Here is a 15,392-nt window from a genome sequence, read left to right on the forward strand (position 1 = left end):
TGCCAGTCCCTTTTTGGTTAAATGGGGGTAAAGCTTACCGGCAGCCCTTGGGGCTGCTCCTCACCGTTAAGCTCCTCGCTCTGCGAGGATGTCCTAACTCATGCACTTCTGCAACCATAACATCTTCATCTGCTTTGTTGCAACTCCTTGAAAGCTAATAAGCTTCCTGCGGATTTGCGCTGCGCAGCTAAAGCGCTATGGCACCAGAGTCGAGGCAAAGGTTTTAAGGCTTTTTCCCGAAGGGGAAAAGAGCTCTCCTTTCCAGTCGGAGATATTGCGGGACTGGGAGCTAAAGTTGACGCCAAGAACGGCAAGGTGATTTTCTCCTTGGCTATATTTTTCTTTGTATCTGCGTAGATCTGCTTGTTTGAAGGCGCTCTCCCCATCTTGGTCGAGCTTAAACTCGATAATATAGGTTGTCTTGTCAATGTCAAATGCTAGATCAATCCGCCCGATGTTTGTAGGGTCCTCTCCTCGTGTTTTAATGCCCATCCCTTCGAGAAGAATCATAAATATCGTGTGGTAAAACCCTTCTTGGGCTTCTTTATATAGGTGGTAGGGGATTTTTGCGAAGTAGACATTGATTCGGTTGAAAAAGGGTTCAAGGTCATGGTTTGCGAGATAGTTTCTGCACTCTAACGCTTTTAGAGGGTGTCATCAACAGCTGATCAATCCTTAAGCGCTTCCTATGGTAATTTTCATCGTTGTCCTCCTTCGAAAGCCCGATTTGGGCTTCCTGCATCGGACGCCTTGAACTTTCCTCATAGGAAGCGCTTCTTTATTGAGCATCTGTCGACGACACCCTCTATTGAAACAGCTGCGGGGCTGATCTTTGCAAACTTTTGAATCAAGGAGTCGAAAAAGGCGCGCCTCACTTCTTGGTTGGGGAAGTCGAGTGTGTAGATATCTGTTGTGAGATCATAGCTTTGAAATGTGAGGTAACCCGTTTGCCACATAAGAGCCTTTAGATCAATATCGTCTAGATCGCTGATCTCAAGGATCTCTGAAGGTTTCGCTTTAATCCCACTGAGCTGGAATGAGGGGGTAGGCATTTTTTTTATAAGATCGATGAGGAAAGAAGGGGTTCCTGTATTATACCAAAAGCTTTGTGGTTTCCCTTCATCCAGGTAGTTGAGTGTTGAAAAAGGGTTATAAACGGGGTCTCCCTCGTAGGAGAAATGGTATCCGTTGTACCACTGCTTCATTTCGTCTAGAATCTCTTGGGTCGGGCAGGCTCTTTGTTGGGAAAGGTCTTCGATGTGGTCTGAAAACCCATGGGTGATCTCTTCATGAGAATAGCCAAAAAGGGTAGCATAGCGGGGGTGGGTGGTGAGATCTTTCAGGTTGTTAAACCCTGAAAATAGGGAGACCTGTGAGAATTTACTAATTCCTGTAATAAAGGTCATTTTTAAATGCTTATCTAAGCTTTTAAATGATCCGAAAAAATCTTTTAGTATGTCTCTATTCGCTTCTGCAATTTCAATATTTTTGAGATTGTCGATGATAGGTTTATCGTACTCATCGATGAGTACGGCAACTTGGCTTTTATACTTGCTTGATAGTTCGACAACCAATCTGTCGAGGGCGACTTGAATATCGTCTGTGATGATCGGGACGGCGTGCTTTTTGGCAATAATCTCTAACCTTGTTTGCAAAGCGCTTTTAAGCTGGTCTGGCTGGTTGTTTGCAATTTTCGAAAAGTCTAAGTGTACAACGGGGTACTGCTTCCACTTATAGCTGCTTGAGGCAATCGCACATTCTTTGAAGAGCTCTTTATTTCCTTTGAGGATTTCCTTGAGGGTGTTGAGGAAAAGGGACTTTCCAAAGCGGCGCGGTCTTGCAATAAAGTAGTGTTTCCCTTGCTCGATCAGGTTGTAGGCGAACTGTGTTTTATCGATATAGACGTAGTCTCCTTCGATGACTTCAGAGATCGATTGAAGTCCTATTGGAAGTTTTTTCATTCGGAGGTCCTTGTTTGAAATATTTTAGCCCGTTCTCCTTGAGGGAAGAAAGGATCTTCAATTGTAAGACTTCTAATCGGAAGCTTTTTCATCTGAGCCCAAATTAGGTTTCTCCGCATTTTAGCGCAAGTTCTCTTTTTTTAACATTTGAAAAAAAGACTACCAGTCTCTAAAATGTACTTAAACATTACATTGGGGTGTTACCATGTTAAAACTTTTTATCCTATTATTGGCTAGCCCTTTGTGGGCACTTCAGATCTCTAATCCTGTAACAGTCTCTTTCCCGGAAGAAGCGATGATTCGAGAGTGCTCAGTAGCGCTCAATGCGAAAGGGGATATGGCGGTGGTTTGGAACTACTCCATGGAGGAAGGGGAGGAGGTTATTCATGTAGCGCTAAGGAAGACTTGGGGGGATTGGATGCTCCCTAAGGAGGTTTCTTTCCGCGAAGACAGGGTTAAAGAAATATCCTTGGATGTCGATCCAGAAGGGAGGGTGGCTGCTTACTGGAGAGGTGGGAATGGTTTTCAGGCGAGTTACAAAGAGGAAGGATCTCCTTGGTCGCTTCCAGGCCTTTTGACAAAGCCTGGAAACTTTGATCAGTGCATGGCTTTAAGTGCAGAGGGGGAGGTTATGAGTTCTAGGTGTATCCTCGGCACCATTGAAGTGATCTCCCGTTCAAGAAAAGGTGCCTTACAGGAGAGCTATCTTATCGATCCAGTCCAGCCGGTTGTCTTTTACTCCAGCATCGTGAAGGGAAGCTCTGGGGATGCTTTGATTGTTTGGCCTGACTACTATCATGGAGGTACAAAGATTAAAGGGTCTTGGAATGGAGACGTTCCTCAGTCTCTCTTCAATATCCCTTCTCGGTTTGGTTTGGAGCAGGCTGTTATTCATGATGTGCGAGGAGTTTTTGAAGAGAGCCGTGAGGGGGTTCTTGCTTGGTCTCAGCAGTATCTCTTCTCTCCTGAAGGGGAGCAAGCACCCCTTTTAAGAGCTGCGATTCACCTTAATGAAAGCTGGTCTCCTATTTTTGACTTAGCGGAATCTCGAGGAGATTATGGAATTGCTTCAGACAGCGATGGGAATGTGTTGATTGTTTGGGAAAAAGGGGGAGCGTTAAAAAGGGTAGGAGAGGAGAGGTTTACCCCGATTGAGCTTCCTGAGGAGCTCATCGGATGCCGAGACATCAAGGTGAAGTGGAACCCTAAAGGAAAGTTTGTCTTTTTTGGAAAAAAGGGTGGGGTGTATGGGGCGGAGTTCTGTTTTGAACAGAGGGCCTTTTTGTCTCCGGTTTTAATCGCTTTGAACTGTAGGGGTTATGATGCTGCTTTTTCGGCTAATGGAAGGGGGCTATTTGCTTGGATTTCTCCGGGCAGATTCGTGAAAGTAGTAGACCTTTTCTGAAATTAGTGAAAAAGTTGAAGGCTTTGCTATTGTGCTGTAAAATGGAGGGAGAATAGGAGAAAAGCTAACGCATGAAAAAATTACCAATCGGTATCCAAAGTATTCGTGAAATCCTTGAAGAAGACCAGGTTTACGTTGATAAAACACGGTTTGCCAAGGAGCTGATATCAGCAGGTAAGCACTACTTTATCTCCCGCCCTAGAAGGTTCGGGAAATCCCTTTTCCTCAATACACTGGAGGAAATTTTTAAGGGGAATAAAGAGCTATTTAAAGACTGCGAGATTTATAATACTGACTATGACTGGCAACAATATCCGGTTCTCTACTTTGACTTTTCCCAAATTCTAAGCACTTCTGCTAACGAGTTAGAAACAGCTCTAAAAGAAACCCTCGAAGATGCTGCTGCAGCGTATGGCCTATCCATAACAGGTGCCTCTAGTCAGTCTCAGTTAAGAAGGCTTGTGACAAAGCTTGCTGAGAAAAATCGGGTGGTTATTTTAGTCGATGAGTATGATCACCCAATTATCAACCACTTAAAATCTCCTGAGCTTGCTGAGAAAAATCGGGATCTTCTTAAAGACTTCTTTGGAACGCTTAAGAGCTTAGACAGGTACTTGAAATTCACATTTATAACAGGGATTAGTAAATTTTCGCGAGTCTCTCTTTTTTCAGCCCTTAATAACTTAAAAGATATTACAATGGATCCTAAATATGCCGGAATGATGGGCTACACAGAAGAGGAGGTAAAATCCTACTTTGCTGAGCATATCCAATCGATAGTATCCGAGCGTCAAGAGACGTCAAGGGAAAAGGTTTTAGAGGAGATTCGAGAGTGGTATAACGGTTACCGATTTTCTAAGAGCGATCTTTGTGTCTATAATCCTTTTTCGACCCTTAACTTTATGGATGAAAAAGAGCCCGCGGAGTATTGGTATACCACTGGCACACCTTCGTTTCTGATCGATCAACTCAAAAACCACCCTCAGTCAATGATTTCACTTGATGGAACAACAGCAAGGGGGGATGAGTTAATGGATATCAGCTCTCTAGATGATATCGACCTAAAAGCGCTCATGTACCAAGCGGGATACTTTACGATTAAAGACTATCATACTCTCTCAAAGCGGTATCACTTGGGGCTCCCCAATGAAGAAGTTAGAACAGCTTTTATGAACTCCCTTACCAAACACTTTACGAACAAGATCGATGTGAGATCTTCTGAAAGGTTTGTAAAAGCGCTAGAGAAATATGAAGTAGAGATGCTCTTTGATCATGTAAGAGTAGGATTTTCCAGCTTTGCTTATCAAGTGTTTGCAGGGGCGCAAGAGCGAACCTATCAAGCAATGCTTCTTCCAATGCTACACGGTATGGGGTTTGATCCCTTGTCGGAAAGGGCAACGAGTACAGGTCGCATCGATGTCGTGTTGGAAGTGCCCAAAGTCACCTATATTATGGAACTCAAGCTCGATAGCTCAGCAAATACAGCCCTTAAACAGATCCTTCAGAAGGAGTACTTTAAACCCTATCTCCATAAAGGGAAAGAAGTTGTCATCTTAGGGGCAAATTTTTCTTCAGAGGAACATAATGTCTCTGAGTGGAGGGGAGAGGTCCTCTCTCAATCTGGAGATAAGATTCGCGAACTTTTTTCAACTACCCCTTCATAAAATCTAGCCTTTTGTTTAGAATAACTCTTCCAGTAGAACAAGGAGTTTGGTATGCCAAGAGGTAAAAAGTTAACCCCAACCGTCAGTGAGAAAAACAAAAAAGGTGAGGTTCTTGAAGCCTATTATGACCTTTTAGAGGAGCTCAAGGCGCAAAAAGAAGAAGCGCCGGTCAAAGAAAAGCAAGAGAGAGAAAAGATCGTTGAAGTCGCTAAGGGATTTTCCCTAGATGAGATCATTAAAGGTCTTGCTGGAACAAAACTCAGTATCAGCAAATGTCTTGAGTCTCTTGAGACCCATCTCCTTGAAGAGTACAAAAAGTTTATCGATCTTCAGAAGAGTGTCGATGTTTCCAAAAAAGAGCTCGAAGAGCTCCACGATATCCGTTTTCAGACGGGGAGTTTAGAGGCCCTGATCGAAACCCAAAGGCGGTTTAAGGAAGAGACCGATGAGGAAATCGCTGAGGAAAAAGAGAGCTTTGAAGAAGAGATGGCTCGAAAAAAAGCCGAGTGGAAGGAGGAGAAAGAGACAACCGAAAAAGAGAGAGCTCGAGAAGAAGAGGCCTACCTCTATGATCGGGAGACAAGTCGAAAGAAAGAAAAAGATGCTTATGAAGAGAAGAAGCAGACCTTAGAAAAAGAGCTCCAAGAAAAGGTCTCCCAAACAGAAAGTGAGCTAGAGCAAAGGGAGCGTGAGCTCTCCCAAAAGGAAAAACATCTTGAAGGTTTAACCGCTCAAGTTGAAGGATTTCCTGAAAAGCTCGATGAAGCGGTTGAGAAAACCCGCACCCAGGTTCAAGAAGAGGTACAGAAGCAGTACCAATTTGAGATAGAGCTTTCCAAAAAAGAGGCCGATGGGCAAAAGACCCTTTACGAGCAAAAAATTGCCTCCTTACAGCTTAAGATTAAAGAGCAACACGAGCTGATTAAGCAGCTCACAGAGCGGGTTGATGAGTCGGGACGCCAGGTCCAAGACATCGCTGTTAAAGCTGTTGAAAGTGCCTCGCAAACAAAGGCGCTAGAGACCCAGTGGGAGCGTACGAGACAAGCTGCACCTAAGGAATAAAATTTTTCTTTATGAAAAATTTGCATCGTTGATAAACTTATCCCTTAAAATATGAGGGAGGTTTATTACGCAAAACTTCGGGCTGATGTGCTTAGTAGAAAGGTCTTAGGTTTTGCTCTCGAAATTTATTGCTAGGTCTTCAGGGACCTTTTCAGAAACTTGCGATTTTTTTGCCTCAAAAATAGTGCCCGACTATTTACATTCGGCAAAAAAATCGCAAGTTTCAAGAAAACCTCCTCTGAATCCCTTAGCCCTAAATTTCAAGAGCACTAGGGAGCAAACATTTTAATGCTCTCTCCTGAAGGGGACAAGAGCTCTCCTTTCCAGTCAGAGATATTGCGAGATTCAGAGCTAAAGTTGATTCCCACAACTGCAACGTGGTTTCCGTTATGGGTGTATTTTTCTTTATATTTGCGTAGGTCTGCCTGCTCAAAAGCAGCGTGACCATCTTTGTCCACCTTAAACTCGATGATGTAGGTGGTGTTTTCTAATTCAAAGACAAGGTCAATCCGTCCAATATTTGTAGGGTCCTCAGCGTGGGTCTTAATTCCCATCCCTTCGAGGAGAATCAGAAAAATACTGTGATAGAAAGCCTCACAAGCATTTTTAAATAGGTTATAGGGGATTTTTGCAAAGTAAACGTTGATACGCTCAAAGAAAGTAGAAAGATCATGATTGGCTAAGTCACTTCTGCATTCCAAGGATTGGAGGGAGACATCTGCAGGACTAATTTTGGCAAACTTTTGAAGTAAAGAGTCAAAAAAGGCCCGCCTGACCTCACGATTGGGAAAATCGAGCTTATATAGGTCTCTTTTAACGTCGTAACTTTGAAAGGTTAGGTAACCCGTTTGCCACATCAATGCTTTAAGATCAATGTCTTCTAAGTCGCCGATATCAATAAGCTCAGAAGGCTTAGCCTGAATACCACTGAGCTGGAAAGAGGGAGTGGGCATCTTTTTGATGAGTTCAATTAAAAAGGATGGAGTCCCTGTGCTATACCAGAAACTTTGAGGTCGCCCTTCATCTAAAAAATTTAGAGTGGAAAACGGATTATAAACCGGGGCTCCTTCGTAAGAAAAACGGTACCCATTATACCACTGTCTCATCTCACTTAAGATCTCTTGCTTGCTCTTATTCTCTCTTTTTTTCATTACGGCTGCAATATGATCTTGGAAAGCATGAGTGATTTCCTCTTCTGAGTAGCCAAAAAGGGTCGCATACTTCGGACGAGTAGTCATGTCTTTTAAGTTATTAAGTCCTGAAAAAAGGGACACTTGAGAAAACTTACTAATTCCAGTAATAAAGGTAAACTTCAAATACTCATCTAAACCTTTCAGGGCCCCAAAAAAGTTTTGGAGAAGATTTCGGTTTTTTTCTGCAAGGTTGATATCTTTGAGATTGTCGATAATAGGTTTATCATATTCGTCGATTAAAACGGCAACCTGTCCTTTTTTTGCAAGGGCTTTAACGATATCGATCAAGCCCTCTTTTGGGGAGGATATTTCGTTAGAAATATGGTAGGTGTCAGCGATTTGTCCCAGTGCTCTTGTTAAGCTCTTTTCTAAGTCTTCTTGGCTACCTGTTAAAATTTGCGTAAAGTCTAGGTGAACGAAGGGGTGGGCTTCCCATTTATAGTCGGTTGAGTAGATGGCACATTCTTTGAATAGCTCTTTATTTCCCTTTAAGATCTCCTTGAGGGTATTGATAAAAAGAGATTTTCCAAAGCGGCGCGGTCTTGCAACAAAGTAGTGCTTACCTTGCTCGATAAGATCGTAGGCAAACTGTGTTTTATCGATGTAGACATACCCTCCATTGATGACTTCAGAGATCGACTGGAGGCCTATCGGTAATTTTTTCATCGAATCTGCTTATTTAAGACATTTTTTACATCTTCATAATACAGCTTAAAAGGTTTAAAATCTACAAACTTTCTTCTTTACAAAAAGTTTATATGTCTGCGATAGTTGGCCATTTAAAGCTCAAGGAGGTTTACCATGGCAAGTTCATCCAATGCAGGAAGTATCGTAGAAAGAACCTATAACACAACCGTCCAGTACAAACCTGGAAAGTTTCAGTGTGGCAAAATGGGGGATGTTTACTTTAGTGCAAGCTCCCCAGCTCTTAAGGAGCGGCAAAATCAAAGAATTATGTGTCTTAAGGATAAACACCTTCATGAGTTCCAAGAGGAAAAGATCCTTAAAAAAGTTGTTTCGGGGCAAGATGGGCGCCAAAAGATTGAAAAAACAAGTGAGTATCCTTACAGTATTCATGTCCAATTAGAGATGGAATTTCCCAATGCAGCATATGGAGGTTCGGGTTCACTAGTGGGTCCCCATCACGTTCTGACCTGTGGGCACAACATTTATGATGTAAAAACAGGAAAGTGGGCAACCAAAATCACCGTTCATCCTGGGCGGAATGGAAAAAGCGCTCCCTATGGAGAAGCAACAGTTACAAAGGCCTATACCTTCGATAACTATACCAGTGGTAAAGAACGTACTTATGATATCGCCGTCCTTTTGCTAGATAGGTCGGTTGGAAAATATACCGGATGGGGCGGGCTTTGCAGTGCTCCCGATGACTCGTTAAGGGGAGCTACATTTAACATTACCGGTTACCCTGGAGATAAAGGCTTTGACCAAATGTGGAGCATGAGCCATAAAGTCAAAAACGTTGGAAAAGAGACCTTTGACTATGAGATCGATACCTTTGGGGGGCAAAGCGGTAGTGCTATCTGGGTTAAAGATATGTTTGGCTCGGTCAAAATCATGGGAGTTCACACCTTAGGAGGCTTCGACAAAAACTCAGGAGTGAGAATTTCCAAGGACAAATTTATCAAGCTATTTCAAACGACCATAGCTAACACCTATAAGATTGAGAAAAATCAACAAATCAGCTTAAGTAGCTCAAGCCCATCTTCTAGACAAAACTCAAGCAATACGCTTAATAACCAATTTTCTAACCTGTCCATTGGCTCCAGTTCTTCGAACAGCCCAAAACTATCTGAACAGAGATATAATCAATCAAACGACAATCCACATATTCATCAAGCGAACCAAAACTATCCTAATGCTTCATATGGTCGAGGCTTTAACCCTCAAGGTGGTTATGCTCAACACAACTATACCGCACCAGTAAACTCCCAAACTGGAACCTACGGTGGTATGCATACGGATAACCAGTATTTAAATAATAGCCCGACCCACTACTACAACCCACATATTCATCAAGCGAACCAAAACTATCCTAATGCTTCATATGGTCGAGGCTTTAACCCTCAAGGTGGTTATGCTCAACACAACTATACCCCACCAGTAAACTCCCAAACTGGAATTTACGGTGGTATACATACGGATAACCAGTATTTAAATAACAGCCCGACCCACTACTATAACTCACATGTCAATCAACCGCACTACCATCAAAACCACCATCTCCATGCAAGTTCTAATATCCATTCAACTTCAAGTAGCTCGAGTTTGAATTCAAACCACAGTCTAAATATTAACCCAACACAAACTGCCCAGCCTTCCCCCCTTCCTTCTATTGCTCTGGGTAAAGCTGTGTGGGAAAAACACTTTAAAAGTGTTGAGGGAGTTCAGGGTCCCTTACCCTCGAATATCGAAGAGATCCTTGAGGGTCCCACCCCCTTCAAAGTTGAAGGGTATAGCGGCAACAAGGTTCGCGATACCCACATCCTCGTCTGGATTCCTGAGAAAGTTGATGGATTTCCGATTTCTTTGAATGGTTTGAAGAACCTTTTTAATAGGTACAGATACTATAATAGTAGTAAGATGGAAAGCGCTTTTGGAAGTCTAAAGCTTAAAAAAGCGACATGGATCTTATCAAGCAAAAACGTTTTGGTAGGTAGCCAAGACAAAACCTATGATCAGCAGAAAAAGTTTTTAAGTACCCATGCTCCTGAAACGTATAGCCTTCCAAAAGGGCTAGAGTTGATAGCAGCTCTTTTAATCTATGAAAAAGAGATGAAAAAGAGGGTGATGACAAGTTACCGATTGGCCTATACCCGATGCCAAGATGGCATGTGCGTTGGTGGCTTCAGTGGTGATGGTCTTTGTGTAAGTGAGAGATCGCAAGTTCGCGTCCGAAATGTTGGTATTGCATGTGTCCAAAGGTTCACGGATAACCAGTATTTAAATAACAGCCCGACCCACTACTATAACCCACAGTTCAATCAACAGCACTACCAGCAAAACCATCATCTGCATGCAAGCTCCAATATCCATTCGACTTCAAGTAGCTCGAGTTTGAATTCAAACCACAGTCTAAATATTAACCCAATACAAACTACCCAGTCTTCCCCCCTTCCTTCTATTGCCTTGGGCAAGTCTGTGTGGCAGAAGCACTTTAAAAGTGTTGAGGGAGTTCAGGGTCCCTTACCCTCGAATATCAAGGAGATTCTTGATGCTCCCACTCCGTTTAAAGTTGAAGGGTATAGCGGCAAGGTTAGCGATACCCACATCCTCGTCTGGATCCCTGAGAAAGTTGATGGAGTGGCTGTTTCGCTCGATAGACTGAACACCCTTTTTAAATACAGAGAATATTTCGAGCATGTAAAAAAAGAGCTTGGAAGCCAAAAGCTAGGAAAGGCTACTTGGGTCCTCATCAGCAAAAACGTGTTGGAAGGGAGCCGAAAGAAAACCTACAATGAGCAGAGACAGCTCATGAGTGCCTATGCCTCCAAAGGTTATACTCTACCAAAAGCTTTAGAGTTAACAGCAGCACTTTTAATCCATGAGAAAGAGAACAAAGAGGAGCTACTGACCGGCTACCACCCAAGTACCTATACTCTTTGCCAAGACAGCTTGAATAACAACAAATGGCCTGTGGTTATTGGCGGTTTCGACTATAATGGCCTCGATGTCCGCAACGAGTGGACTGACCACCAGGCCGTCCAGTTTCGCGGTGTTGTGGGTGCCCGGAAGTTTGACGCTTAGCATTTGACTGCTTATCTCTTGCGGTTGGAATCTTGAACTTTATCCATTGGGGGCCCTCAGCGCCGAAGCGATTTTTTTTGTAGGGCTCTTTTAGCGGTAATGTTCTGTAACCCTTGCAAAATGTAGCATTTTGTAAGAAATGACCCACCGGTTGTATACTCCTAAGAATGGAACAAATCGAGATCGATGAAATTATTGGTAAGCGGATCGGCCCTATTGGGGCCGAGCTAATGGCAGCAGCACGTGCTGGTCACCTCTGCATTTGCAAAGAGGAAGTGATTGAGGGATGCACCGCGCTTAAGGGAGATGAAGAGCGCTTTGAGGGAATGGTTGGTCGGTGGGACGACCTCTACTACCTTCAGCGAAACTGGGTCCTTGAAGGAGCTGTTGTGCGCGAGTTTAAGCGCCTTCTTCAGGGAGATGTAAATCCGCTTTACATTGAAGGGTGCGCCGGGATGAATGAGAAACAAGCTGTTGCGGTCGAGATGGGCCTTTCTGAAAGTGTCCTTTGTCTCACAGGAGGACCGGGAACCGGAAAAACCTATACGATTGCCGAGATTGTCAAGCGGTATGGCAAAGATGTGTGTGTGGCGGCTCCGACAGGAAAGGCGGTTTCGGTCCTGCGAGAAAAGCTCGATGTGGAGGTGGGAACCCTCCATCGCCTCCTTGGAATTCGGAGTGGGAAGGACCTTCTATTTGGGGAGAAGGTCCTTGATTATGGAATGGTCATTGTTGATGAGTGTTCGATGATCGATGTGGGGATGTTGGCCGCTTTACTGCGGGCCATTAAAACGGGAACTCGGCTCATTTTAGTGGGGGATCATGATCAGTTGCCTCCGGTCGAGGCGGGAACAGTCTTTGGAGAGCTTTGCCGTTTTATGAGGGAGCGGGGACAAGGGTATGTGCACCTTGATCAGTGCATGCGGAGTGACCGGAAAGAGATTTTAGAAAAAGCAGAGGCGGTCAGAAAAGGGGAGATGATCCCTTATGGAAAGCTCGAGCGGAAAATTTCGGAGTGGAAAAAGGAATTTAAAAAGGGGGGATTTCGCCTTTTATCTTGCCTTCGACGGGGACCTTTTGGGGTCGATGCGATCAATGAGCTGATGTGGGAAAAGGGGGAGATCCCGATCATCATCACCCGGACTGACAAGCGGATGGAGCTGAGTAATGGAGAGATGGGAACGTTGATGAAGCGATCGGAAGGGCGTGCTCTTGGGAAAGAGGATGAGGCTCTTTTTGGAGAAAGGCGATTTCCAGCGGTTTTACTTCCTGAATTTGAGTATGCCTACTGCTTGTCGGTCCACAAAAGCCAGGGGAGTGAGTTTGAACGGGTCGTTTTACTTGTCCCCCAAGGGGCAGAAGCCTTCGGGCGGGAGATTTTATACACAGGCATTACCCGTGCAAAGGAAGAGATCGAAATTCTTGCTGATGAGGGGATGATTGAGGCGTGTGTGAGTGAAACATCGGAAAAAATGTCGGGAATCAGGAGGAGGTTATGCGCCTCTTAGTTTGGTTGTGGTTGTTTTTAGCAAGCGCCCTTTCAGCGATTGAGGGGAGGGTTTTGCATGAGATCGAAGGATTCATTGCTGATGTTGCCCCCACTGCACTCATTGGGATCAAGGTCTATTCTTTAGATAAAGGGAAGGTCTTATATGAAAGGAATGCAAAAAAACGGTTCACTCCAGCAAGTAGCTTAAAACTTTTTACCGTTGCGGCCGCTTTACACCATTTGGGAGGAGACTATCGCTTTGAAACCAAGGTGGTTTCGGATGAAGAGGGAAACTGCTATTTGACTGGCTCTGGAGATCCCAGCCTGTCAGCTCTTGATCTGATCGAACTCGTTGAACAACTCGATCTCACCCTCATTCAGGGGGATCTTATTTTGGATCTGAGTTGTTTTGAAGATGGGCCGATGGGTCCGGGATGGATGTGGGACGAAGAGCCTGCTTTCTGGTCGGTTCCGATGAGCGCCCTGAATCTTGAACATAATTATGTCGATGACACCCCTATTTTAGAACCGGCAAAGTTTACAGGAGCCTTATTTAAGTCCGCTTTACAACGAAAGGGGGTTGAAGTTCAGGGGAAGATAAAGGAGGGAAAAGCCCCTGAAACCTGCACCCTTCTTGCAAAACATGAATCGGAGCCTCTTCGAGAGCTGGCCAAAGTGCTTCTGAAAAACTCTGACAATTTATATGCGAACTGTATTTTCAAAAAGATGGGGGGTTCTTGGACTAAGGGACAGGAGAGTGTTGAAAGCTTCTTGGAGGAGCTGAGGATAGAGGGGCTTCGAGTGGTTGATGGAAGTGGGGAGTCTTGCTACAACCTCATTTCTCCCCACCAGATGGTGAAGTTTTTAAAGAAGATGAAGGGGAGTAAAGACCTTAGGGAGGCCCTTCCTACCCCTGGTGAAGAGGGGACATTAAGGTTTCGGATGGGAATGCTAAAGGACATTCAAGCAAAGACAGGTTCGATGACAGGCGTATCTTCTCTTTGTGGCTATCTAACAACTGAAGAGGGGGAAAAACTTACCTTTGCGATCTTTGTCAACGGGTATATGAAAGAGGGGAGTGAGATTAAAGAGCAGCTCGAAGATCGGATTTGTCATTTCTTAAGCAAATTGCCCTGCTCTCTTTAACCCCCTATATTTTGAGCTAGCAATCAGGAGTTTAGGCGGAGTTGACAAAAAAACTCTTGAAGTATACTTTTTGCACAAAATATAACCGTTCCGAATCGAGATTCGGAACGGTTATAAATTAGGAAGGTAGTAAATGTCCAAGTTGAAGGCCCTTAGCAGATGCGCTTTTCTAATGGTTATTCCCACCCTCTTTGGCACACCCTATAACTATGCTCAAAAAATCAGTGTTGAGTCTAAAGAAGAGACTTACCAAAAGCAAAGTCACTCTCTAACGTATGATGAGATACTAACCTTAATCGATCAAATAGAATCGGGAGAGCTTGAGGAAGGGTGTTCTTTGCAAAATCTAGAAAAAATCGATCGGTTCATGGCCCTTTTGGCAATGGAAGGGGTGCTTCCAGATGGCTCAATAGATGTATGCGAGTTAGAAGAGGATATCGAAGACCTTCTTGGAGATCAGGAAAATCCCTTTACTTATGCCTTCTATACAGGAAATGTTGGCGAGTATACTGTCCTTCCAGCCTTACTAAGAGGATCATCTCAATATGAGATGATCCTTTGTAAAGGGTGGCTTGGGAAAAAATGGAAAAAAACAAAAAAGTTTGTTAGGAAACATAAAAAAGCCATCATCATCGGTGCAGTTGTCGTTGTTGTTGTGACCGCTGTTGTTGTTGCAAGCGTTGCGACAGGTGGTGCGGCAGTAACCGCTGCCCATGCAGGGGCTGCAGCCGTAGGGGCTGCTGGAGCAGGGGCCGCAGAAAAAGGCTCCTCTAAGCCTAAGAGCACAGAGGCTGATAGGACATATGCTCCTCCCTCATATGATACCTCCTTTGTCAATGAAGTGATTGAAGAGGAGGTGACTTGTCTCAAAGATAGTATTGTTAAGGAAGCATTTTTCGAGCCCCCCTCTTTAAATAGGCAGGAGGCGAGGCTTTCTTTGGAAGAAACAGGGAGGGTTATTGGCCCCATATTTGCCCACGACAGCTTTAGCACTTTAAATGATCGGTATGGGTCCTATCCACAGTTTTCCCAAGAATTAAAACAGATTCGAAACCAGTCAAATATTCCCCTACTTCCAAAAGGGAAAAACGATTCCTTAGATCTTGCTCACCGTGAAATCGACAAGAGATTTTCAACCGAGTATGCTCTCCTTTTTTCAAATCCACACCAAGAGCCCAGTTTTACCGCTCTTTCCTACCAAATGCGGGGAGAAAAGGCTTTTAACCTTGGCTTTTATGGTCAAGCAACTCAAGATCTAAGTCAAGCCATTGAGCTTATTCCTGAAGAACCTCTCCCCTACATCCAAAGGGGATATTCTCATTTTAATATGGGAAACTATGATCAGTCTCTACAAGATTTTCAAACTTTTACGGATGTTTCTAAGAGCCCAGCAGAGCCTCTTTTGATCTCTGAGTTTACTAATGGATTTGCAAAGGGAGTTCCTAAAGGGCTTTATTCTTCTGGGAAAGGGATTGGGTTGTTTTTAGCAGACTTTATCATTAGGACACAAGAATACTCGGTCCTTTAGGGCCGAGATGAATTGTGCCAGTAAAAATAACCCTTTTAGAAATTAACATTTGACACCCTCTTAAGACGAATGGTAGAATACTCGTATGTTAATCCGCAAGTCCTTTCAATTCAGACTGTATCCGACTAAGAAACAAAAGAGGTTGCTGCAGGAGTGTCTAAACGAGTGCAGATGGCTCT

11 protein-coding genes are annotated in these 15,392 nt (G+C 43.9%); 8 read left to right on the forward strand and 3 right to left on the reverse strand.

What is annotated here, in order from left to right:
* Window positions 1-195: 195 nt before the first annotated feature.
* A complete protein-coding gene (locus tag NEPTK9_RS07200; RefSeq protein ID WP_320412057.1) occupies window positions 196-585 on the reverse strand; it encodes a PD-(D/E)XK nuclease domain-containing protein in 390 nt (129 codons plus the stop codon).
* 176 nt (window positions 586-761) lie between these two features.
* Window positions 762-1,961 (reverse strand): ATP-binding protein, encoded by a 1,200-nt coding sequence (locus tag NEPTK9_RS07205; protein ID WP_194848161.1) that lies wholly within the window; start codon window positions 1,959-1,961, stop codon window positions 762-764.
* 205 nt (window positions 1,962-2,166) lie between these two features.
* Between NEPTK9_RS07205 and NEPTK9_RS07210 the strand changes: the two genes are divergently transcribed.
* The 3 genes from NEPTK9_RS07210 (at window position 2,167) to NEPTK9_RS07220 (ending at window position 6,092) form a co-directional block, all read left to right on the forward strand.
* A complete protein-coding gene (locus tag NEPTK9_RS07210) occupies window positions 2,167-3,366 on the forward strand; it encodes a hypothetical protein (protein WP_194848162.1) in 1,200 nt (399 codons plus the stop codon).
* Between the two features lie 71 nt (window positions 3,367-3,437).
* Window positions 3,438-5,030, forward strand: a complete 1,593-nt coding sequence (locus NEPTK9_RS07215; protein WP_194848163.1) for an ATP-binding protein — start codon at window positions 3,438-3,440, stop codon at window positions 5,028-5,030.
* 51 nt (window positions 5,031-5,081) lie between these two features.
* Entirely contained in the window at window positions 5,082-6,092 is a 1,011-nt protein-coding gene (locus NEPTK9_RS07220) for a hypothetical protein (protein WP_194848164.1), read from the forward strand.
* 269 nt (window positions 6,093-6,361) lie between these two features.
* Here NEPTK9_RS07220 and NEPTK9_RS07225 read toward each other — a convergent pair whose 3' ends face one another.
* Complete coding sequence (locus tag NEPTK9_RS07225) at window positions 6,362-7,951, reverse strand: ATP-binding protein (RefSeq protein WP_194848165.1); 1,590 nt, start codon at window positions 7,949-7,951, stop codon at window positions 6,362-6,364.
* Window positions 7,952-8,086: 135 nt separating this feature from the next.
* On the opposite strand from NEPTK9_RS07225, the gene NEPTK9_RS07230 reads away from it, so the two are divergent.
* The 5 genes from NEPTK9_RS07230 to NEPTK9_RS10030 form a co-directional block, all read left to right on the forward strand.
* Window positions 8,087-11,050, forward strand: a complete 2,964-nt coding sequence (locus NEPTK9_RS07230) for a trypsin-like serine peptidase (RefSeq protein ID WP_194848166.1) — start codon at window positions 8,087-8,089, stop codon at window positions 11,048-11,050.
* 167 nt (window positions 11,051-11,217) lie between these two features.
* Window positions 11,218-12,558, forward strand: coding sequence for an ATP-dependent DNA helicase (locus NEPTK9_RS07235; protein ID WP_194848167.1), 1,341 nt, complete (start codon window positions 11,218-11,220; stop codon window positions 12,556-12,558).
* Window positions 12,546-13,685 carry a D-alanyl-D-alanine carboxypeptidase/D-alanyl-D-alanine endopeptidase gene (dacB, locus tag NEPTK9_RS07240; RefSeq protein ID WP_194848168.1) on the forward strand — a complete coding sequence of 380 codons (1,140 nt, stop codon included), beginning with the start codon at window positions 12,546-12,548 and terminating at the stop codon, window positions 13,683-13,685. The genes NEPTK9_RS07235 and dacB overlap by 13 nt, the downstream gene beginning before the upstream one ends.
* 133 nt (window positions 13,686-13,818) lie before the next feature.
* A complete protein-coding gene (locus NEPTK9_RS07245) occupies window positions 13,819-15,213 on the forward strand; it encodes a tetratricopeptide repeat protein (RefSeq protein ID WP_194848169.1) in 1,395 nt (464 codons plus the stop codon).
* 85 nt (window positions 15,214-15,298) lie between these two features.
* The coding region (locus tag NEPTK9_RS10030; RefSeq protein WP_194848170.1) for a helix-turn-helix domain-containing protein at window positions 15,299-15,392 on the forward strand (94 nt) is incomplete at its 3' end.

This window comes from Candidatus Neptunochlamydia vexilliferae, assembly GCF_015356785.1.
Classification (GTDB): Bacteria; Chlamydiota; Chlamydiia; order Chlamydiales; family Simkaniaceae; genus Neptunichlamydia; species Neptunichlamydia vexilliferae.